The sequence below is a fragment of the Mycobacterium hubeiense genome, from assembly GCF_002838065.1.
Lineage (GTDB): Bacteria > Actinomycetota > Actinomycetes > Mycobacteriales > Mycobacteriaceae > Mycobacterium > Mycobacterium hubeiense.
This window is the reverse complement of the sequence record NZ_PIZU01000049.1, coordinates 15,894-30,272: the sequence shown is the minus strand read 5'-3', so window position 1 is coordinate 30,272 and position 14,379 is coordinate 15,894. Positions and strand designations below refer to the sequence as shown.

The window sequence follows — 14,379 nt, the reverse complement described above, 5'->3', positions numbered from 1 at the left end:
GAGGCGTCCCCGAAAGACAAGGGAAGCTACGCCGAAATCACGCGCGGTAGGCCTCGACGATCGGCTCGAGCTCGTCGGGCGTCGCCCCGTGCATGATCACCGCGTCGGCCCCGTAGTCGAACTCCTTGCGAATGCGGGCCACACATTGCTCGGCGGATCCGGTGGCCGACGGCTCCAGCCACTCATCGGGAATCAGGGTCGCGATGTGTTCGATCTGCTCGGGCGTCGCCTTGTGGTCGATGCCGCCGGCGATCGACTGCACCACGGCATCGGCCCGGAACCGTTCCAGCACAGCGGGATCCCAGTTGTTGGTCTTGACCATGAGATCGCCGTAGCCCTGCAGGTAGGTGGCCAGCCGGGCGACGGTCTTCTTCAACCGCAGTTCCTCGGGTAGGTGATCGCCGACGGTGGCGAAGCACGACCACACCCGCACGCTGTCGGGGTCGCGGCCTGCCTGCTCGGCGGCCTCTTTCACCGTTTTGACGCACCGCTGCAACGTTTCCGGTGTGAAGTACGTGTGCAGGATGACATCATCGAAAGCCCGCCCGCCCAACGCCAGCGTCTGCGGTCCGAACGCCACGATTGCCAAGCGGATGTCCTCATCGAAATCGGGATCGAGGAACAGCACCTGATACTTGCCGATCGGCCCGTCGTGGTTGAAGATCACCTCGCCGTGCCACAGCCGGCGCATGACGTTCGCGAAGTCCTCCATCTGTGCCGTCGTCACCGCCGGGATGCCGAACGCGCCGTACATCGCGGCGATTCCCCTGCCGATGCCCAGCGTGAACCGCCCGCCCGACAGCCGGTGCATGGTCGTCGCCCAGGATCCGGTGATCAGCGGGTGGCGAGTGTTGTGATTGGTTGCCGCGGTGGCGATTTGCATGCAGCTGGTGACGGCACACGCTGCGCCGACGAGCGATGAGGCCTCCTTGACGTTCCAGCGTTCGGAGATGAACGCGGTGCCGAAGCCGAGTTCTTCGCCGCGGCGCGCCTCGTCCATCAAGGTGGCGGGACCTTCGCCGCCGGCACCGGCCAGCAGGTAGTAGCCCAGCTCGTCGAGTGTTCTCACGCCCAAACTCCTTGTTTGTAGCCACAATTCCAGACCTCGATGATCCTGCCATCGACTACCCGGAAGATCTCCATGCAGCTGATCGTCGTCTCGGTGCCGTCTTTGAGCGTCATCGGCGACTCGTACACGATCGCCACGTGTTCGCCGTCGTCGCCGGCCACCACCAGGTTCAAGTCGAAGCGAATGCTCTCGAACATGTCCCAGTAATCGATGATGCGCTGCACGGCCTGCCCGTGCGTCAACGTCGTCGCCTCACCCACGTCGTGGCGAACCACCGACTCCCCCATCAGCTCATCGGCCAACGCGAAATCGCGCTTGTTCCACACCACCAGGTTGTACAGCTCGACCACTTCGCGGGCGGTGCGGGTCATCCGACACCTCCCACGCCGCGGAGAAACTTCTCCGATTCGGCCTGCACCCGTCGCGAGAACAGATGCCCGGCATGACCTCCGTCGTGCCAGTACAGGTGCCCGCCCCAATGCTCGTGCAACGCCAGCGCGGGTTCGCGCAACGCCATCCGGTCGTATGCCGCTCCCACGATGAGCCGACGGGACGGCGGCGGCGTGGGATCGACGGAGAGATGGTCGACCGCCGAATTGAGCGCCGCCACTGCCGCCGAGCCCAATAGATCGCTGACCGGCTGCACCGACGGTCCCCACCGACCGAGGTGGTGCGCGATCATTCCGTTCAGTCCGACGATCGGCGTGTACACCGCCACCGCGTCAACGGTTTCCAGGTGCGAGACCAGCGCCGCGACCGGACTGCCCATCGACACCCCCGAGATCGCGATGGCGCTCGACTGCGGTCGCAGCCACCTCACTACGGCACGCACCTCCGAAATCGCACGCATCATGCCGGCGATGTTGTTGAGCGGGTCCATATTCGGATAAGGCGGCCACGAGTTACGACGAATGCCGTGGCCCGGCTGCACCGGCAGCGCAATGTTGAACCCCAGCTCGCTCTGTAGGCGTCGCGCACGCGAGAAGAGCAGATCCAGCGGCTGGCCCTGACCGGCGCCATGCACCCACACCAGCCACGGCCGCCGCTCATCCACGGCACGGCACAGATGCACCGCCGCAGTAGCGGGCCCGCCGAACCCGGCCAACGACGACGGCAACAACGGATCATGCTCGAACGTCACCTGTTCGTACGCCAGCCGGCCGATGCGTCGACGACGAACAGACTTCACCTGCAACGGTTTAGGTTCGGCATGCGCACCGGCGACACCGAGGCCCGAGAGCTCCTGGGCCGCCAAAGCGCAGGACTCCACCGACCGCTCCAGCTTCGGCGGCGGGGCGGTCAGCGTCATGCCCGTCAGCGCCAGCTCATCGAGCGCGACTTCCCCCAACTGGCGAAGACCGCCGGGGGACGCCGCTAGCGCCCGGGGCAGCACGCCGGCGAGATCCGTGGCGATCCGCCACGCGCGTTCGGCCGGATTCATGCCAGCTTGAACCCGGTGTAGCCGGCGGCGGCGATCTCATCGCAGCGGCGCCGGTATTCCGGAATGCCTGCCGTGTAGCCCATGTACATCCGCTTCTTTCCGGGCACGTTGCCGCCGTTGTACCAGGAATTGCACGACGGGTGCACGAGTACCGTCGGCGCGACGAGCGCGGTGGTGTGCTCGATCCACTCGCGCTGCGCATCCGGCAGGGCTTCGATCGTGCGGTAGCCGTGAGCGCGCAGATAGCCGATGCAATCGCCGATCCACTCCACATGCTGCTCGAGTGCGGCGACGAAATTGGTTGCCGCCGACGGGCTTCCCGGCGCCTGCACGATGAACAGGTTCGGTAGGCCGGCCACGGCCAGGCCAAGATACGTGTAGGGGCCGTCAGAAGCCCAGAAGTCGCGCAGCGAAAAGCCGTCCCGGCCGCGGATGTCGATGCGGGTGAGCGCGCCCGTCATCGCGTCGAAGCCGGTGGCATAGATGATGACGTCGAGGTCGAAATGTCCTTGCTCGGTATCGATCCCACCCGGTGTCACCGAGCGGATCGCGCCCTTGCGCAGGTCGACCAGCGTGACGTTGTCGCGGTTGAACGTCTGGTAATAGCCCTGGTCGATGATCGGGCGCTTACACCCGAAGGGGTGCGACGGCGTCAACGCCGCAGCCGTTTCGGGATCCTTGACGATGCGCGCCACCGCCTCCCCGTACAGCTTGGCCGCCATCTGATTGGCCTCGATGTCGAAGAACACATCGCCCCAACTGAGCGCTCCCACAACGCCGTTCTCTTCGATCGCGCGCAGCTGCTCCTCCCGCGTCGCCGTCTTCAATGGCGGCTTGGAGAGCATGTCGAGCATCACCGAGAAGGCGCTCAGCCGCGCCGCGCCGACGGGGTGTGCGCGCTGGGCGGCCCGGATCTCGTCGTAGCGGGCCTTCATCTCGTCCAGCTCGCCCGGCTCGAGCGCCCGCACCTCCCACGGCAGCGTGTACGCCGCGGACCGCTGAAACACGTACAGGTGAGCCGCATCTCGGGCCACCACCGGAATCAGCTGCACGCCGGTGGAACCCGTGCCGATCACGCCGACACGCCGCTCAGCCAGATCAACGCCCTCCTTCGGCCAGCGGCTCGTGAACAGCGATGCCCCGGTAAAGGTGTCCATACCGGGGAAGTCCGGTTGCAGCGGTACCGACAGAATGCCCGACGCCGCGACCACGAAAGCCGCGGTGAACCGCTCCCCCGCCGCGGTCTGGACCTCCCATTCGGCGGCGTCCTCGTCGAAGGTCATCGCGACGACCTCAGTGTTGAACCGGATGTCGCGGCGCAGATCGAGCCGGTCGGCGACGAAGTTCAGATAGGCCTCGATCTCGGGTTGCGCCGGCATGGATTCCGTCCACACCCATTCCTGCTGGATCTCGTCGGAGAAGCTGTACGAATACTCGATGCTCTCGATATCGCATCGTGCGCCGGGATAGCGGTTGAAAAGCCAGGTACCGCCGACGTTTTCGGCCTTCTCCAACACCAGCGCGGCCACGCCCAGTTCCCGCAGCCGATGCAAGGCGTACAGCCCGGAGAAGCCCGCACCGATGACGATCGCCTCCACCCGCGTCACGTCGCGGCAACCTCCTTGGCGCGGTGGCGCTCGACGTAGCAACGCGCCGCGGCCCGTATCGACTCGGCCGTCGGGCTTGGCTGCCAACCCAGTTCGCGGGTCGCCTTGCCGTGATCGGCCGGCGACGTCAGCGCCATCAGGCGCGCCGAGGCGATGTTGATCGGAAAGTCGCGGCCGAACAGGCGATTGGCGGCTCCTGCGAGAGATCCGATCGCGTAGACCAACGCCATCGGGACACCGAACCGCGGCGGGCGGACTCCGGCGGCGTCGGCCGCGATCTCGAACATCTCGCGTTGCGTCATATAGCGCTCGGACACGATGTAGCGCTCACCGTTGCGTCCCCGTTCGGCGGCCAGCAGCATCGCCTCGGCGGCGTCGTCGATGCCGACCACTTCGGCGCCGATACCCCGCACGTAGCACGGCATCTTGCCGAGTGCGGCCAGCTCGACCAGTGCGCCCTGCCTCGGCTGCCAGTCGGGCGGGCCGTACGGATTGGATACGCACATCGCCACCGCAGGCAGTCCACGCTCGCGGGCGTAGGACAACACCAGATTCTCGGCCTGCCGACGGGACTCGATGTACGGCCCGCCTTTGCCCTCCCAGTTGAACGGGGTGTCCTCGTCGACGGTCTCACCGCCGGCGCCGACGGCGATGGTCCCGATGGTGCTGAGGAACACGAACCGCCGCAGATCCGCCCGCAATGCGATATCGAGCACCCCGCGCAGCGCCTCGACGTTGGTCGCGAACAGCGGCGCCGGATCGTGCAGGTGAGCCCGGGTGTCGACGACGCAGTAGTACACGACGTCGCGGTCGGCCATCGCGTCGGTCACCGCGGCGGCGTCGCGGATGTCGCCGTAGCGCCGCTCGACGTCGAGGCCGTCGATGCCCTTGGTCGAGCTGCTCCTGCGCAGCAGCACCCGGACGTCGTCGCCCCGTGCCACTAGTCGCCGGGTGACCGCCGCACCGACATTGCCGCTCGCGCCCATCACGAGCGCCCTTCGAACTCCGTTAGACGACATCCGAGCGATGTTACTGTAACTGTTACAGTACGTCTTGGATTCCCAGCCGAAGGACATCAGGAGGGCGGTGGGGCGTGAAGGTTCCGTTCACATGGAAGGTCACCGGTTGGTTCATGATCGGCTGGTCGCCGGAGTTTCCGGTCGGCGAGGTGCGGCCCCTGCACTACTTCGGCGACGACCTCGTGGCCTACCGCGACGAGTCCGGCGAACTGCACATCATGGAGGCGCACTGCAAGCACCTCGGCGCGCACATCGGCCACGGCGGCAAGGTGGTGGGCGACTGCGTCGAGTGCCCGTTCCACGGCTGGCGCTGGGGACCAGACGGCACCAACCGCTACATCCCCTACCAGCCCGACCGGCCCAACCGCGCCCTGACGCTGCGCGTCTACCCGGTCAAGGAGCAGTACGACTGCGTGTTCGTCTGGCATCACCCCGACGGCAAGGAGCCGCAGTGGGAGCTGCCCGACATCTTCAGAAAATTCCCGCAGTTCGAAACCGACGCCTCGGCGTACTACCGGCCCTACCCGGAGTTCTCCCGGCGCGCCGAGAACGAGCCGGTGCATCCGCAGATCGTCGCGGAGAACGGGCCCGACAGCTCACATTTCCACTATGTGCACGGCGCCACCGTGACGCCGGTCTGCCTGGAATGGGAAGCGGTCAACGAGGAGTGGCGATTTCTCACCGGCTGGCCCGACGCCCGCAGCGACGATCCGAACAAGATGGCGCTGCGGATCCACAGCCATTTCTCCGGGCTCGGCTTCGCGATGAGCGCGTTCGAAGGCTCGAGCAACCATCGGCTGATATTCGCCTGCACCCCGGTCGACGACGAGTGCTCCAACATGTTCTATTCGATCTGGTGGCCGAAGCTGCCCGGTGAGACCTCCGACGTGCCGCCCGAGCAGGTGCGCCGCCAAGTCGAGAAGCAGTTCCTCGGCACCGTCTGGGAAGACCTCGACATCTGGCGCTACCAGAAATACGTCGAGCGTCCACCGCTGGCCAAGGTCGACGCGAAACCCTATATGGCGATGCGGAAGTGGGCCACCCAGTTCTATGAGGTGCCCGCTTCGGTATGAGCAGCGACCTTGCCGAGCTCGTCGCGCCCGGCCGCACCGCGATCGTCACCCAGGAATTGCAGGGCGCCGTGGTCGGTCCGGACACGGGCCTGGCCATGCTGGCGAAGGAAGCCCGCCGCGTCGCGCTGCCGAACATCGAGCGGCTGCTGCCGGTGGCGCGCGGCGCCGACGTGGCCGTGGTGCACTGCCTGGTGCAGCGACGACCCGACGGGCTCGGCTCGAACCACAATGCCAAGCTGTTCGCGATCGGTGGTGTCGACATCGCGCCCGGGTCACCCGGTGCGACGCTGCTGCCCGAATTCGGACCGGAGTCAACGGATCTGGTGTTGCACCGCTGGCACGGCCTGGGCCCGATGGGCGGCACCGACCTTGACGCGATCCTGCGCAATCTGGGTGTGTCGACGATCGTCGCGCTCGGCGTCTCGCTGAACGTGGCGATTCCGAATCTGGTGATGGACGCCGTCAACGCCGGCTATCACGTCGTCCTGCCGCGCGATGCCGTCGCGGGCATCCCCACCGCGTACGGCGAGGCGATCATCGACAACACGCTGTCGCTGCTCGCAACGATCACCACCACCGACGAACTTCTGCAGGTATGGGCGCCCTCGTGACCGAGATCGACGACGACATCCGTGAATTCGCAAGGGTCACACCGGTTGACCCGCCGCCAGGGATGGGCCGGTTCATGGCCGCGATGCGCCGGCTGCAAGACGTCGCGGTGTCCACCGACCCCGACGCGGATACCTGGAACGACAGCGCCCAGCTCCTCGAGGACGTCTGTGCCCGCCTGGAGGACCACAGAGCACCCGCGGGTGTGGCACCCGCCGGGCGCGCGCCACGCCTGCCTGGGCTCGGCCATCCCCTGATACCGCCGTGGCGGATCACCGAGTCCGGTCCCGACGGGGTGACCATGCAGGGCCATTTCAGCCGGTTCCACGTCGGCGGCAACGGCGCGGTACACGGCGGCGTCATCCCGCTGTTCTACGACTGGCACTTCGGCATGATCGTTTCTGCCGCCGGCCGGCCGGACAGCCGAACCGCCTACCTGCACGTCGACTACCGCAAGATCACCCCCACCGATCTGGGGTTGACGGCGCACGGACGGATCGATTCAATCGACGGGCGCAAGGCCTTCGTCACCGCGACGATGACCGACTCCGACGGCACCGTACTATCCGAAGCAAACGGCCTGATGATCAAGCTGTTGCCGCACCAGCCATGAGGGGTTCGATGACCGACGCCGCAACACAATTCACCGTCCCCGCCGCGGCCGATGCCGTCGCCGCCGTGATCGGTGATCGCGAGCTGATCATCCAGGGCGACCGCCGCTACACCTACGCGCAGATCATCGAGCGCGCCAACCGCCTCGCTCGATACCTGCACTCACGCGGCCTGCGATGCCACACCGAACGCTCGGCGCTGGCCGGCCACGAGGTGGGCCAGGACCTGCTGGGCATCTACGCCTACAACGGGCCCGAGTACGTCGAGGCGATGCTTGGTTCCTGGCGAGCCAGGGTCGCGCCATTCAACGTCAACTACCGCTACGTCAAAAGCGAGTTGCAGTACCTGCTCGCCGACGCCGGCGCCACCGCGTTGATCTACCACGCGACGTTCGCGCCGCGGGTCGCCGAAGTGCTGCCCGACCTGCCACAGCTACGTGTGCTTATCCAGATCGCCGACGAATCCGGCAACGACCTGCTCTACGGCGCAGTCGATTACGAGTCGATCGTCGGATCGGGCGCCACCGAGCCGCCCCCGGTCGAGCCGTCCCCCGATGATCTGTATGTGCTCTACACCGGCGGCACGACGGGCATGCCCAAAGGTGTGCTGTGGCGGCAACACGACATCTTCATGACGTCGTTCGGTGGTCGCAGCCTCTACACCGGCGAGGTGGCCACCTCGTATGAGGAGATCGCCAAGCGCTGCGCAGACGCACCGCAGACCCGCCTGATGATCCTGCCGCCGCTGATGCACGGCGCCGCCCAGTGGGCGGTGATGACGGCGATGACGACGGGCCAGTCGGTGGTGTTCTCCTCGGTCACCAACACCTTCGACGCGGACGAGGTGGTCCGCACGATCGAGCGGGAAAACGTGATGGCGGTGACCGTCGTCGGCGACGCGATGGCACGGCCGCTCGCCGACGCGTTCGCACGCACCAGCGCCGACCTGTCGTCGCTGGCGGTGGTGGCCAACGGCGGGGCGCTGCTGACGCCGACCGCGAAACAACGGCTGATCGAGGCCAAGCCCGGCCTCATCGTCGTCGACGGCGTCGGATCGTCGGAGACCGGCGCGCAGATGACGCACATGTCGGCGTCGGGTGCGGTGGCGACGGGCAAGTTCACCGCAGGCCCCGACACATTCGTCGCGGCCGAGGACCTCAGCGCGATCCTGGAACCGGGCCACGACGGCATCGGCTGGCTGGCGCAACGCGGTTACGTGCCTTTGGGTTACAAGGGCGACGCGGTCAAGACCGCGGCAACCTTCCCGGTGATCGACGGGGTCCGGTACTCGGTGCCGGGCGATCGGGCGCGTCACCTGGCCGACGGCTCCATCGAATTGCTCGGTCGCGATTCGGTGACCATCAACTCCGGCGGCGAGAAGATCTTCGCCGAGGAGGTGGAGACGGCGATCGCGTCCCATCCCGCGGTGGCCGACGTGGTGGTCTCGGGCAGGCCCAGTGAGCAGTGGGGGCAAGAGGTCGTCGCGATCGTGGCCCTGGCCGAAGGGGCGAGCGTCGATGCTCAGGAGTTGATCGACCACGCCGCGGGTTCGCTTGCCCGCTACAAACTTCCGAAGGCCGTCGTGTTCCGGCCGGTGATCGAGCGCAGCCCGGCCGGTAAGGCCGACTACCGGTGGGCCCGCGAGCAGGCGATCAGCGAGTCTTCCTGAGACGGCGGCGGTTTCGGCGGCGCGCCCAGGCCAACGCCAGGCTCGACGTGAGCCACATCGACGTGCTGAACGGTAGCGCGGCCATACCCGTGATGGAAAACGGCAAATCGCTGCCGACCACCGTGCGTTGGTGGCTGAACGTGTCGAAACCGGCCTTGCCGTGATAGGCGCCCATCCCGCTGCGGCCCACGCCGCCGAACGGCGCCTCAGACGGAATCATCTGTGCGGCAAAGTCATTGCGCGCGACACCGCCGCTGCGGGTGTGGCGGACAAAGTGCCGGAAATCGTCGTTGTCTGAGCCGTACCAGTAGGCCACCAGCGGTGCTGGACGGGCGTTGATGTAGTCGATGGTGTCCGCCAGCCGCGAGTAGCCCTTGACCATCAGCACCGGGCCGAACACTTCTTCCTCGGCGATGCGCATCCGGTCGTCGGCATCGCGCACGATGGTGGGTGGAATCTTGCGGGTGGCGGGATCGGGCAGGGTTTCGCCGTCAGGTGTGACGGAGTCGACGCGGGCACCGCGCTCGCGCGCCTCGTCAATCAGCCCGACCACCCGTTCGAAATTGGCTCGGTTGACCGACGCGCAGTAGTCGGGGTTGTCGACGATGGTGGGAAATATCGTGCGCAGAGTGGCCTGCGCGACGTCGACGAACGTGTCGACGCGGTCTTCGGGAACGAAGACGTAGTCCGGGCAGACGCACACCTGCCCGCCGTTGACCATGCGCGCCTGCGCAATTCGCGTTGCGGCACGACGGACGTCGGCGTCGGGCGCCACCACCACCGGGTTCTTCCCGCCCAGCTCCAGTGTGACCGGAACCAGATTCTGCGATGCCGCTCGCTGCACCAGCGCGCCGACGGAGGGCGAGCCGGTGAAGAACAGGTGGTCGAACGGCAGCGACGAGAAGGCGGCCGCCACCTCGGGGCCACCGGTCACGATCGCGAGCTCGTCGTCGTCGAAGTACTTAGGCGCGGTCGCCTTCATCAATTCCGCTGTGTGCGCGGTGATCTCCGACATCTTGATCATCACCCGGTTGCCGGCGGCGAAGGCCGCCGACGCGGGCACGACCGTGAGCTGGACGGGGAAGTTCCACGGTCCGATAATTCCCACGACGCCGAGGGGCGACTGCTCGACTTGCGCCCTCAACCCGAACATCCGCGCGCCACGCATGAGTTTCGTCGGCCGCATCCACCGGGCGACATGGGATCTCGTGTGCTCGATCGTCGAGACCATCCCGAAGATTTCGGCAAACAATGCAGCCGATTTCGATCGCGACCCGTAGTCGGTGGCGGTGGCTTCGACGAAGTCGTCGGTGTTGTCCAGGACCATGGCCAGCAGGCGGTCGATGCGGTTGCGTCGCACCGCGGCGTCCGGCGGCCCCTCGGCGAGGAACGATCGCCGCTGCCGGTCGAGCATCGCGCGCATCGTCAGCGCGTCCGTCGCACCCATCTCTTGCCGCCTTCACGTCGTGTGATGCCCCGCGGCCAGGCTAACGTATTGGTTACAGTCGTGCTTACTGTCGGTCATTCGATGGAAGGGTCCTACACATGGACAAATGCAGAATCGTGGTGGTCGGAGCGGGTTCGGGCATCGGAGCCGCAACCGCGGCCCACTTCCACAACCGCGGAGATTTCGTGGTGGCGGTGGATGTCCGGGCCAACGAGACGCCGGCCTCCCGGCACTTGTCGTGTGACCTGCGCGATCCGGCGTCGATCGACGGGTTGCTCGGTGAGCTCGGCGACGGCTGGGACATGCTCGCCCATGTGGCCGGGATTCCGGGTACGTGGCCCGCCGCCGATGTCCTCAAGGTCAACTACCTCGGCATGCGCCTGATGACCGAAGGCATGCTGCCGCGGATGCGGCCAGGTGGCTCGATCGTCGCGGTGGCGTCGACGGCCGCGGTCGGCTGGGAGCAGCGGGTCGACATCCTGGCGGGGCTGCTCGAGGCCACCGACGGCGACGCCGTTGAGCGCTGGCAGGCCGGGCAGGATCCGAACTATCCCGTCTACAGCACGTCGAAACAGGCGGTGATCCTCTACGCCAAGCGGTTGGCGGGACCGGCCTGGGCGAAGTACGGCGTGCGGATCAACACCGTCAGCCCCGGCCCGATCGAAACCCCGATTCTGACCGACTTCGAAAAGTCCATGGGCAAAGAGATTCTCGACGCGGTGCGGTCGACCGTCGGCAGGCACGGCACCGTCGACGACGTGGTGCCGTTGATCGACTTTCTCGGCTCGCCGCAGGCCCGCTGGATCAACGGGCAGGACATCCAGGCCGACGCGGGCTACATCGCGTCACTGACCGCAGGGACACCAATCGCGCTGTAAGACGCCGCGTTCCGTAGCTGATAGCCTATACTGTAATATTTACAGTATTATCGTTCGATGATGCTGGGGAGCAACCGTGGATAGCCAAGTCGTGGCGATGGACGAATCTTTCGATTTACTGCGGGACCCCTATCCCCTGCTCGCCCAGAAGCGCAGGGACTCAGGCGTATTCCGCGGCTCCGTGATGGACTGGTCCAAGACGCCGGATTCGCTCAAGCCGGAGCATCTGTACGCCGCGGTGTCCTTCGACGCGGTCAATCGAGTGTTTCGCGACAGCAAGGTGTTCAACTCCAAGATCTACGACAGCACCATCGGGCTGTTCATCGGCCCGACCATCCTGGCGATGGAGGGCAAGCCGCACCGCGACCATCGCAACCTGGTGTCGTCGGCGTTCAAGCACAAGTCGCTGTTGCGGTGGGAACCGGAGATCGTCCGGCCGGTCGTCAACGCACTCATCGACGACTTCATCGCCGCCGGCGAAGCCGATCTGGTCCGCGATTTCACCTTCGAGTTCCCCACCCGCGTCATCTCGAAGCTGTTGGGCCTGCCGGAAGAGGACCTGCCGTGGTTCCGCCAGCGCGCCGTGGAGTTGATCAGTTACACCGTGAAGTACACGCGGGCGTTCGAAGCGTCGGCGGCACTGAAGGACTACTTTCTGGCGCAGATCGATCAACGTCGGTCCAACCCGACCGACGACATCATCGGCGACCTCGTCACCGCGGAGATCGACGGTGAAAAGCTCAGCGACGAAGCCATTTACTCGTTCCTGCGACTGCTGCTGCCCGCCGGGCTGGAAACCACGTACCGGTCGTCGGGCAATCTGTTGTTCTTGCTGCTGAGCCACCGCGACCAGTTCGACGCGCTGCAGGCCGATCGCGAGTTGATTGCCCCTGCGATCGAGGAGGGGCTGCGGTACGAGACACCGCTGACCACCGTGCAGCGGTATGCGACCGAAGCGACCGAACTGGAAGGCGTGCATATTCCGGCGGGTTCGGTGATCGACGTGTGCATCGGATCGGCGAACCGAGACGAAAACCGCTGGGAACGCTCCGAGGAGTTCGACATCTTCCGTAAACGCATCCCCCACATCACCTTTGCCGCCGGCGAGCACACCTGCATGGGATTGCACCTGGCGCGCATGGAAACCCGCGTCGCGCTCGAGTGCCTGTTCGACCGGCTGACCAACATCACGCTCGTCACCGACGACGATCCGCATATCTGGGGTCAGCCGTTCCGCTCCCCCAAAGCGCTACCAGTGACGTTCGACGCGGTCACCTAAGGCCCGCGAGACGCAAAACTGCCCAAAATTCGGTCAAATGAGGCAGTTTTCCGTCTGCTCGCTGGGATCACGGGCGGGGCGGTCGACTGCCGATGGTCTTCGTTTCGAGGTACTGCGCAAAGCCTTCGATGCCGCACTGCCTGCCGACGCCACTGTTCTTGTAGCCGCCGTACGGCGCATCAGCCCCGTAGTACATACCGCCGTTCACGCCGAACGCCCCGGTGCGAACGCGGCGCGCGATGTTCATCCCGCGCTCGTATGAGCCCGACAGCACCGCGCCCGCAAGACCGAACGCGCTGTCGTTGGCGAGCCGGACCGCCTCATCGTCGTCGGCGAACGGCAGCATCACCAACACCGGCCCGAAGATTTCCTCCTGCGCGATGCGCGCGCTGTTGTCGACGCCGACGATCACCGTCGGCTGCACGAAGTGGCCGCCCCGGAGGTGCTCCGGCAGATCATCGAAAGATCCCCCGCCGGTGGTGATTTCGGCGCCGTCACGGCGAGCCTGTTCGCAGGCATCGAGTACCCGCTCCTTCTGACGAGCACTGATCAATGGGCCGACGATGGTTTCGGGAGCGATCGGATCACCCACCGGCACGCCCGCGAAGACAGCAGTCACCGTGGAAACCGTTTCGTCGAACAGTGATTCGTGCACCAGCATGCGGGTGGTGGCGGCACAGGCTTGCCCGGCGTGCACGCACACCCCGACGGCGCTGGGAACGATCTTGGCGGGGTTGGCGTCGTCGAGCACGATCAGCGCTGACTTGCCGCCCAGCTCGAGGAACATCCGCTTCATGGTGTCGGCGCCGAGCCGCATCAGCTGCTTGCCGACGGCGGTCGATCCGGTGAACGAGATCATGTCGACGCGTGGATCGGTCGCGAGCAGTTGCGCCACGTCGTTATCCGGCGTGGGGACGACGTTCAGCACGCCCGCCGGGAAGTCGGTGCGCTCGGCGACCAGCCGACCCAGCCGGGTGGCGTTCCACGGCGTATTCGGATCCGGTTTGAGCACGACGGTGTTGCCGGCAGCCAGCGCCGGGCCGAGCTTGTTGAGGATCACCTCGATGGGAAAGTTCGACGGTGTGATCGCGCCGACGACGCCGACGGGTTCCTTGACAACGGTGCGCCTGTTGCGATCGCCGAACAAGCCGCCGCCGTCGAGCACTCGCTCCCACTCGAACTCGTCGATCAGCCGAGTCGGATAGCGCAGCGAATCGGCAAGCGGCCAATCCAGCTGAGCGATCTGGGTCGTCATCTTCGGAGCGCCGACTTCGGCGATCAATTCCTCACGCAGCTCTTCGGATTCGGCCTCGATGGCGGCTTGCAGTTGCGTCAGACAACGCTTGCGCAGTTCGCGGTTGGCCGACCAGTCGGTGTTGTCGAAAGCCCGTCGGGCCGCGGCGATGGCACGCAACATGTCCTCGGCGCCGGCAGCGGCGGTGGTCCCAAGCAGGCGGCCGGTCGCGGGGCTGACGTTGTCGAACTCGGCTCCCGACACCGCCTCGACGAGCTCGCCGTCGATGAGCATTCGTGCCTCGGCGCGCTTGGCCGCCCGCTCGCCGAGCTCGACACTGGTCTCCGTCAAATGCTCCTCCTCCGTGACGGACGCAGCAACTGTAAACCTTACAGTAGCATTTCTCACGGATTCCGTGGCACGCTGGGAACCGACCGCGCAAT

Annotated in this window: 13 protein-coding genes; 6 read left to right on the top strand and 7 right to left on the bottom strand. The window is 66.1% G+C overall.

Annotation, left to right across the window (positions count from 1 at the left end):
- Nucleotides 1–37: 37 nt before the first annotated feature.
- The 5 genes from CWS39_RS24900 to CWS39_RS24880 are packed head-to-tail and all read right to left on the bottom strand — an operon-like array spanning nt 38 to nt 5,136.
- On the bottom strand, nt 38–1,075 hold the full coding sequence (locus tag CWS39_RS24900) for a TIGR03857 family LLM class F420-dependent oxidoreductase (protein ID WP_102145562.1): 1,038 nt from the start codon (nt 1,073–1,075) through the stop codon (nt 38–40).
- On the bottom strand, nt 1,066–1,440 hold the full coding sequence (locus CWS39_RS24895) for a nuclear transport factor 2 family protein (protein WP_102145561.1): 375 nt from the start codon (nt 1,438–1,440) through the stop codon (nt 1,066–1,068). The genes CWS39_RS24900 and CWS39_RS24895 overlap by 10 nt, the downstream gene beginning before the upstream one ends.
- Nucleotides 1,437–2,510 carry an alpha/beta hydrolase gene (locus CWS39_RS24890; protein ID WP_102145560.1) on the bottom strand — a complete coding sequence of 358 codons (1,074 nt, stop codon included), beginning with the start codon at nt 2,508–2,510 and terminating at the stop codon, nt 1,437–1,439. Before CWS39_RS24890 ends, CWS39_RS24895 begins: the two co-directional genes overlap by 4 nt.
- Complete coding sequence (locus CWS39_RS24885; protein WP_102145559.1) at nt 2,507–4,117, bottom strand: flavin-containing monooxygenase; 1,611 nt, start codon at nt 4,115–4,117, stop codon at nt 2,507–2,509. Before CWS39_RS24885 ends, CWS39_RS24890 begins: the two co-directional genes overlap by 4 nt.
- Complete coding sequence (locus CWS39_RS24880) at nt 4,114–5,136, bottom strand: NAD-dependent epimerase/dehydratase family protein (RefSeq protein ID WP_233213677.1); 1,023 nt, start codon at nt 5,134–5,136, stop codon at nt 4,114–4,116. Before CWS39_RS24880 ends, CWS39_RS24885 begins: the two co-directional genes overlap by 4 nt.
- Nucleotides 5,137–5,210: 74 nt before the next feature.
- Here CWS39_RS24880 and CWS39_RS24875 point away from each other — a divergent pair, with 74 nt between their 5' ends.
- Genes CWS39_RS24875 through CWS39_RS24860 form a run of 4 tightly spaced genes read left to right on the top strand, consistent with a single transcriptional unit; the run spans nt 5,211 to nt 9,098 of the window.
- Nucleotides 5,211–6,209, top strand: a complete 999-nt coding sequence (locus CWS39_RS24875; RefSeq protein ID WP_102145557.1) for an aromatic ring-hydroxylating oxygenase subunit alpha — start codon at nt 5,211–5,213, stop codon at nt 6,207–6,209.
- Nucleotides 6,206–6,820 (top strand): cysteine hydrolase family protein, encoded by a 615-nt coding sequence (locus CWS39_RS24870; protein WP_102145556.1) that lies wholly within the window; start codon nt 6,206–6,208, stop codon nt 6,818–6,820. The genes CWS39_RS24875 and CWS39_RS24870 overlap by 4 nt, the downstream gene beginning before the upstream one ends.
- On the top strand, nt 6,805–7,431 hold the full coding sequence (locus CWS39_RS24865) for a PaaI family thioesterase (protein ID WP_102145555.1): 627 nt from the start codon (nt 6,805–6,807) through the stop codon (nt 7,429–7,431). The genes CWS39_RS24870 and CWS39_RS24865 overlap by 16 nt, the downstream gene beginning before the upstream one ends.
- Before the next feature lie 8 nt (nt 7,432–7,439).
- On the top strand, nt 7,440–9,098 hold the full coding sequence (locus CWS39_RS24860) for an acyl-CoA synthetase (RefSeq protein ID WP_102145554.1): 1,659 nt from the start codon (nt 7,440–7,442) through the stop codon (nt 9,096–9,098).
- On the opposite strand, the gene CWS39_RS24855 is transcribed toward CWS39_RS24860, so the two are convergent.
- Nucleotides 9,082–10,512, bottom strand: coding sequence for a coniferyl aldehyde dehydrogenase (locus CWS39_RS24855; protein WP_102145566.1), 1,431 nt, complete (start codon nt 10,510–10,512; stop codon nt 9,082–9,084). The genes CWS39_RS24860 and CWS39_RS24855 overlap by 17 nt on opposite strands.
- Before the next feature lie 131 nt (nt 10,513–10,643).
- Between CWS39_RS24855 and CWS39_RS24850 the strand changes: the two genes are divergently transcribed.
- A complete protein-coding gene (locus CWS39_RS24850; RefSeq protein ID WP_102145553.1) occupies nt 10,644–11,423 on the top strand; it encodes a coniferyl-alcohol dehydrogenase in 780 nt (259 codons plus the stop codon).
- Between the two features lie 97 nt (nt 11,424–11,520).
- The gene (locus tag CWS39_RS24845; protein WP_431306185.1) at nt 11,521–12,702 is read left to right on the top strand and encodes a cytochrome P450; all 1,182 of its coding nucleotides are present in this window, start codon (nt 11,521–11,523) and stop codon (nt 12,700–12,702) included.
- A 67-nt stretch (nt 12,703–12,769) separates the two neighbouring features.
- On the opposite strand, the gene CWS39_RS24840 is transcribed toward CWS39_RS24845, so the two are convergent.
- Nucleotides 12,770–14,230 (bottom strand): aldehyde dehydrogenase family protein, encoded by a 1,461-nt coding sequence (locus CWS39_RS24840; protein WP_102145565.1) that lies wholly within the window; start codon nt 14,228–14,230, stop codon nt 12,770–12,772.
- Nucleotides 14,231–14,379 lie beyond the last annotated feature (149 nt).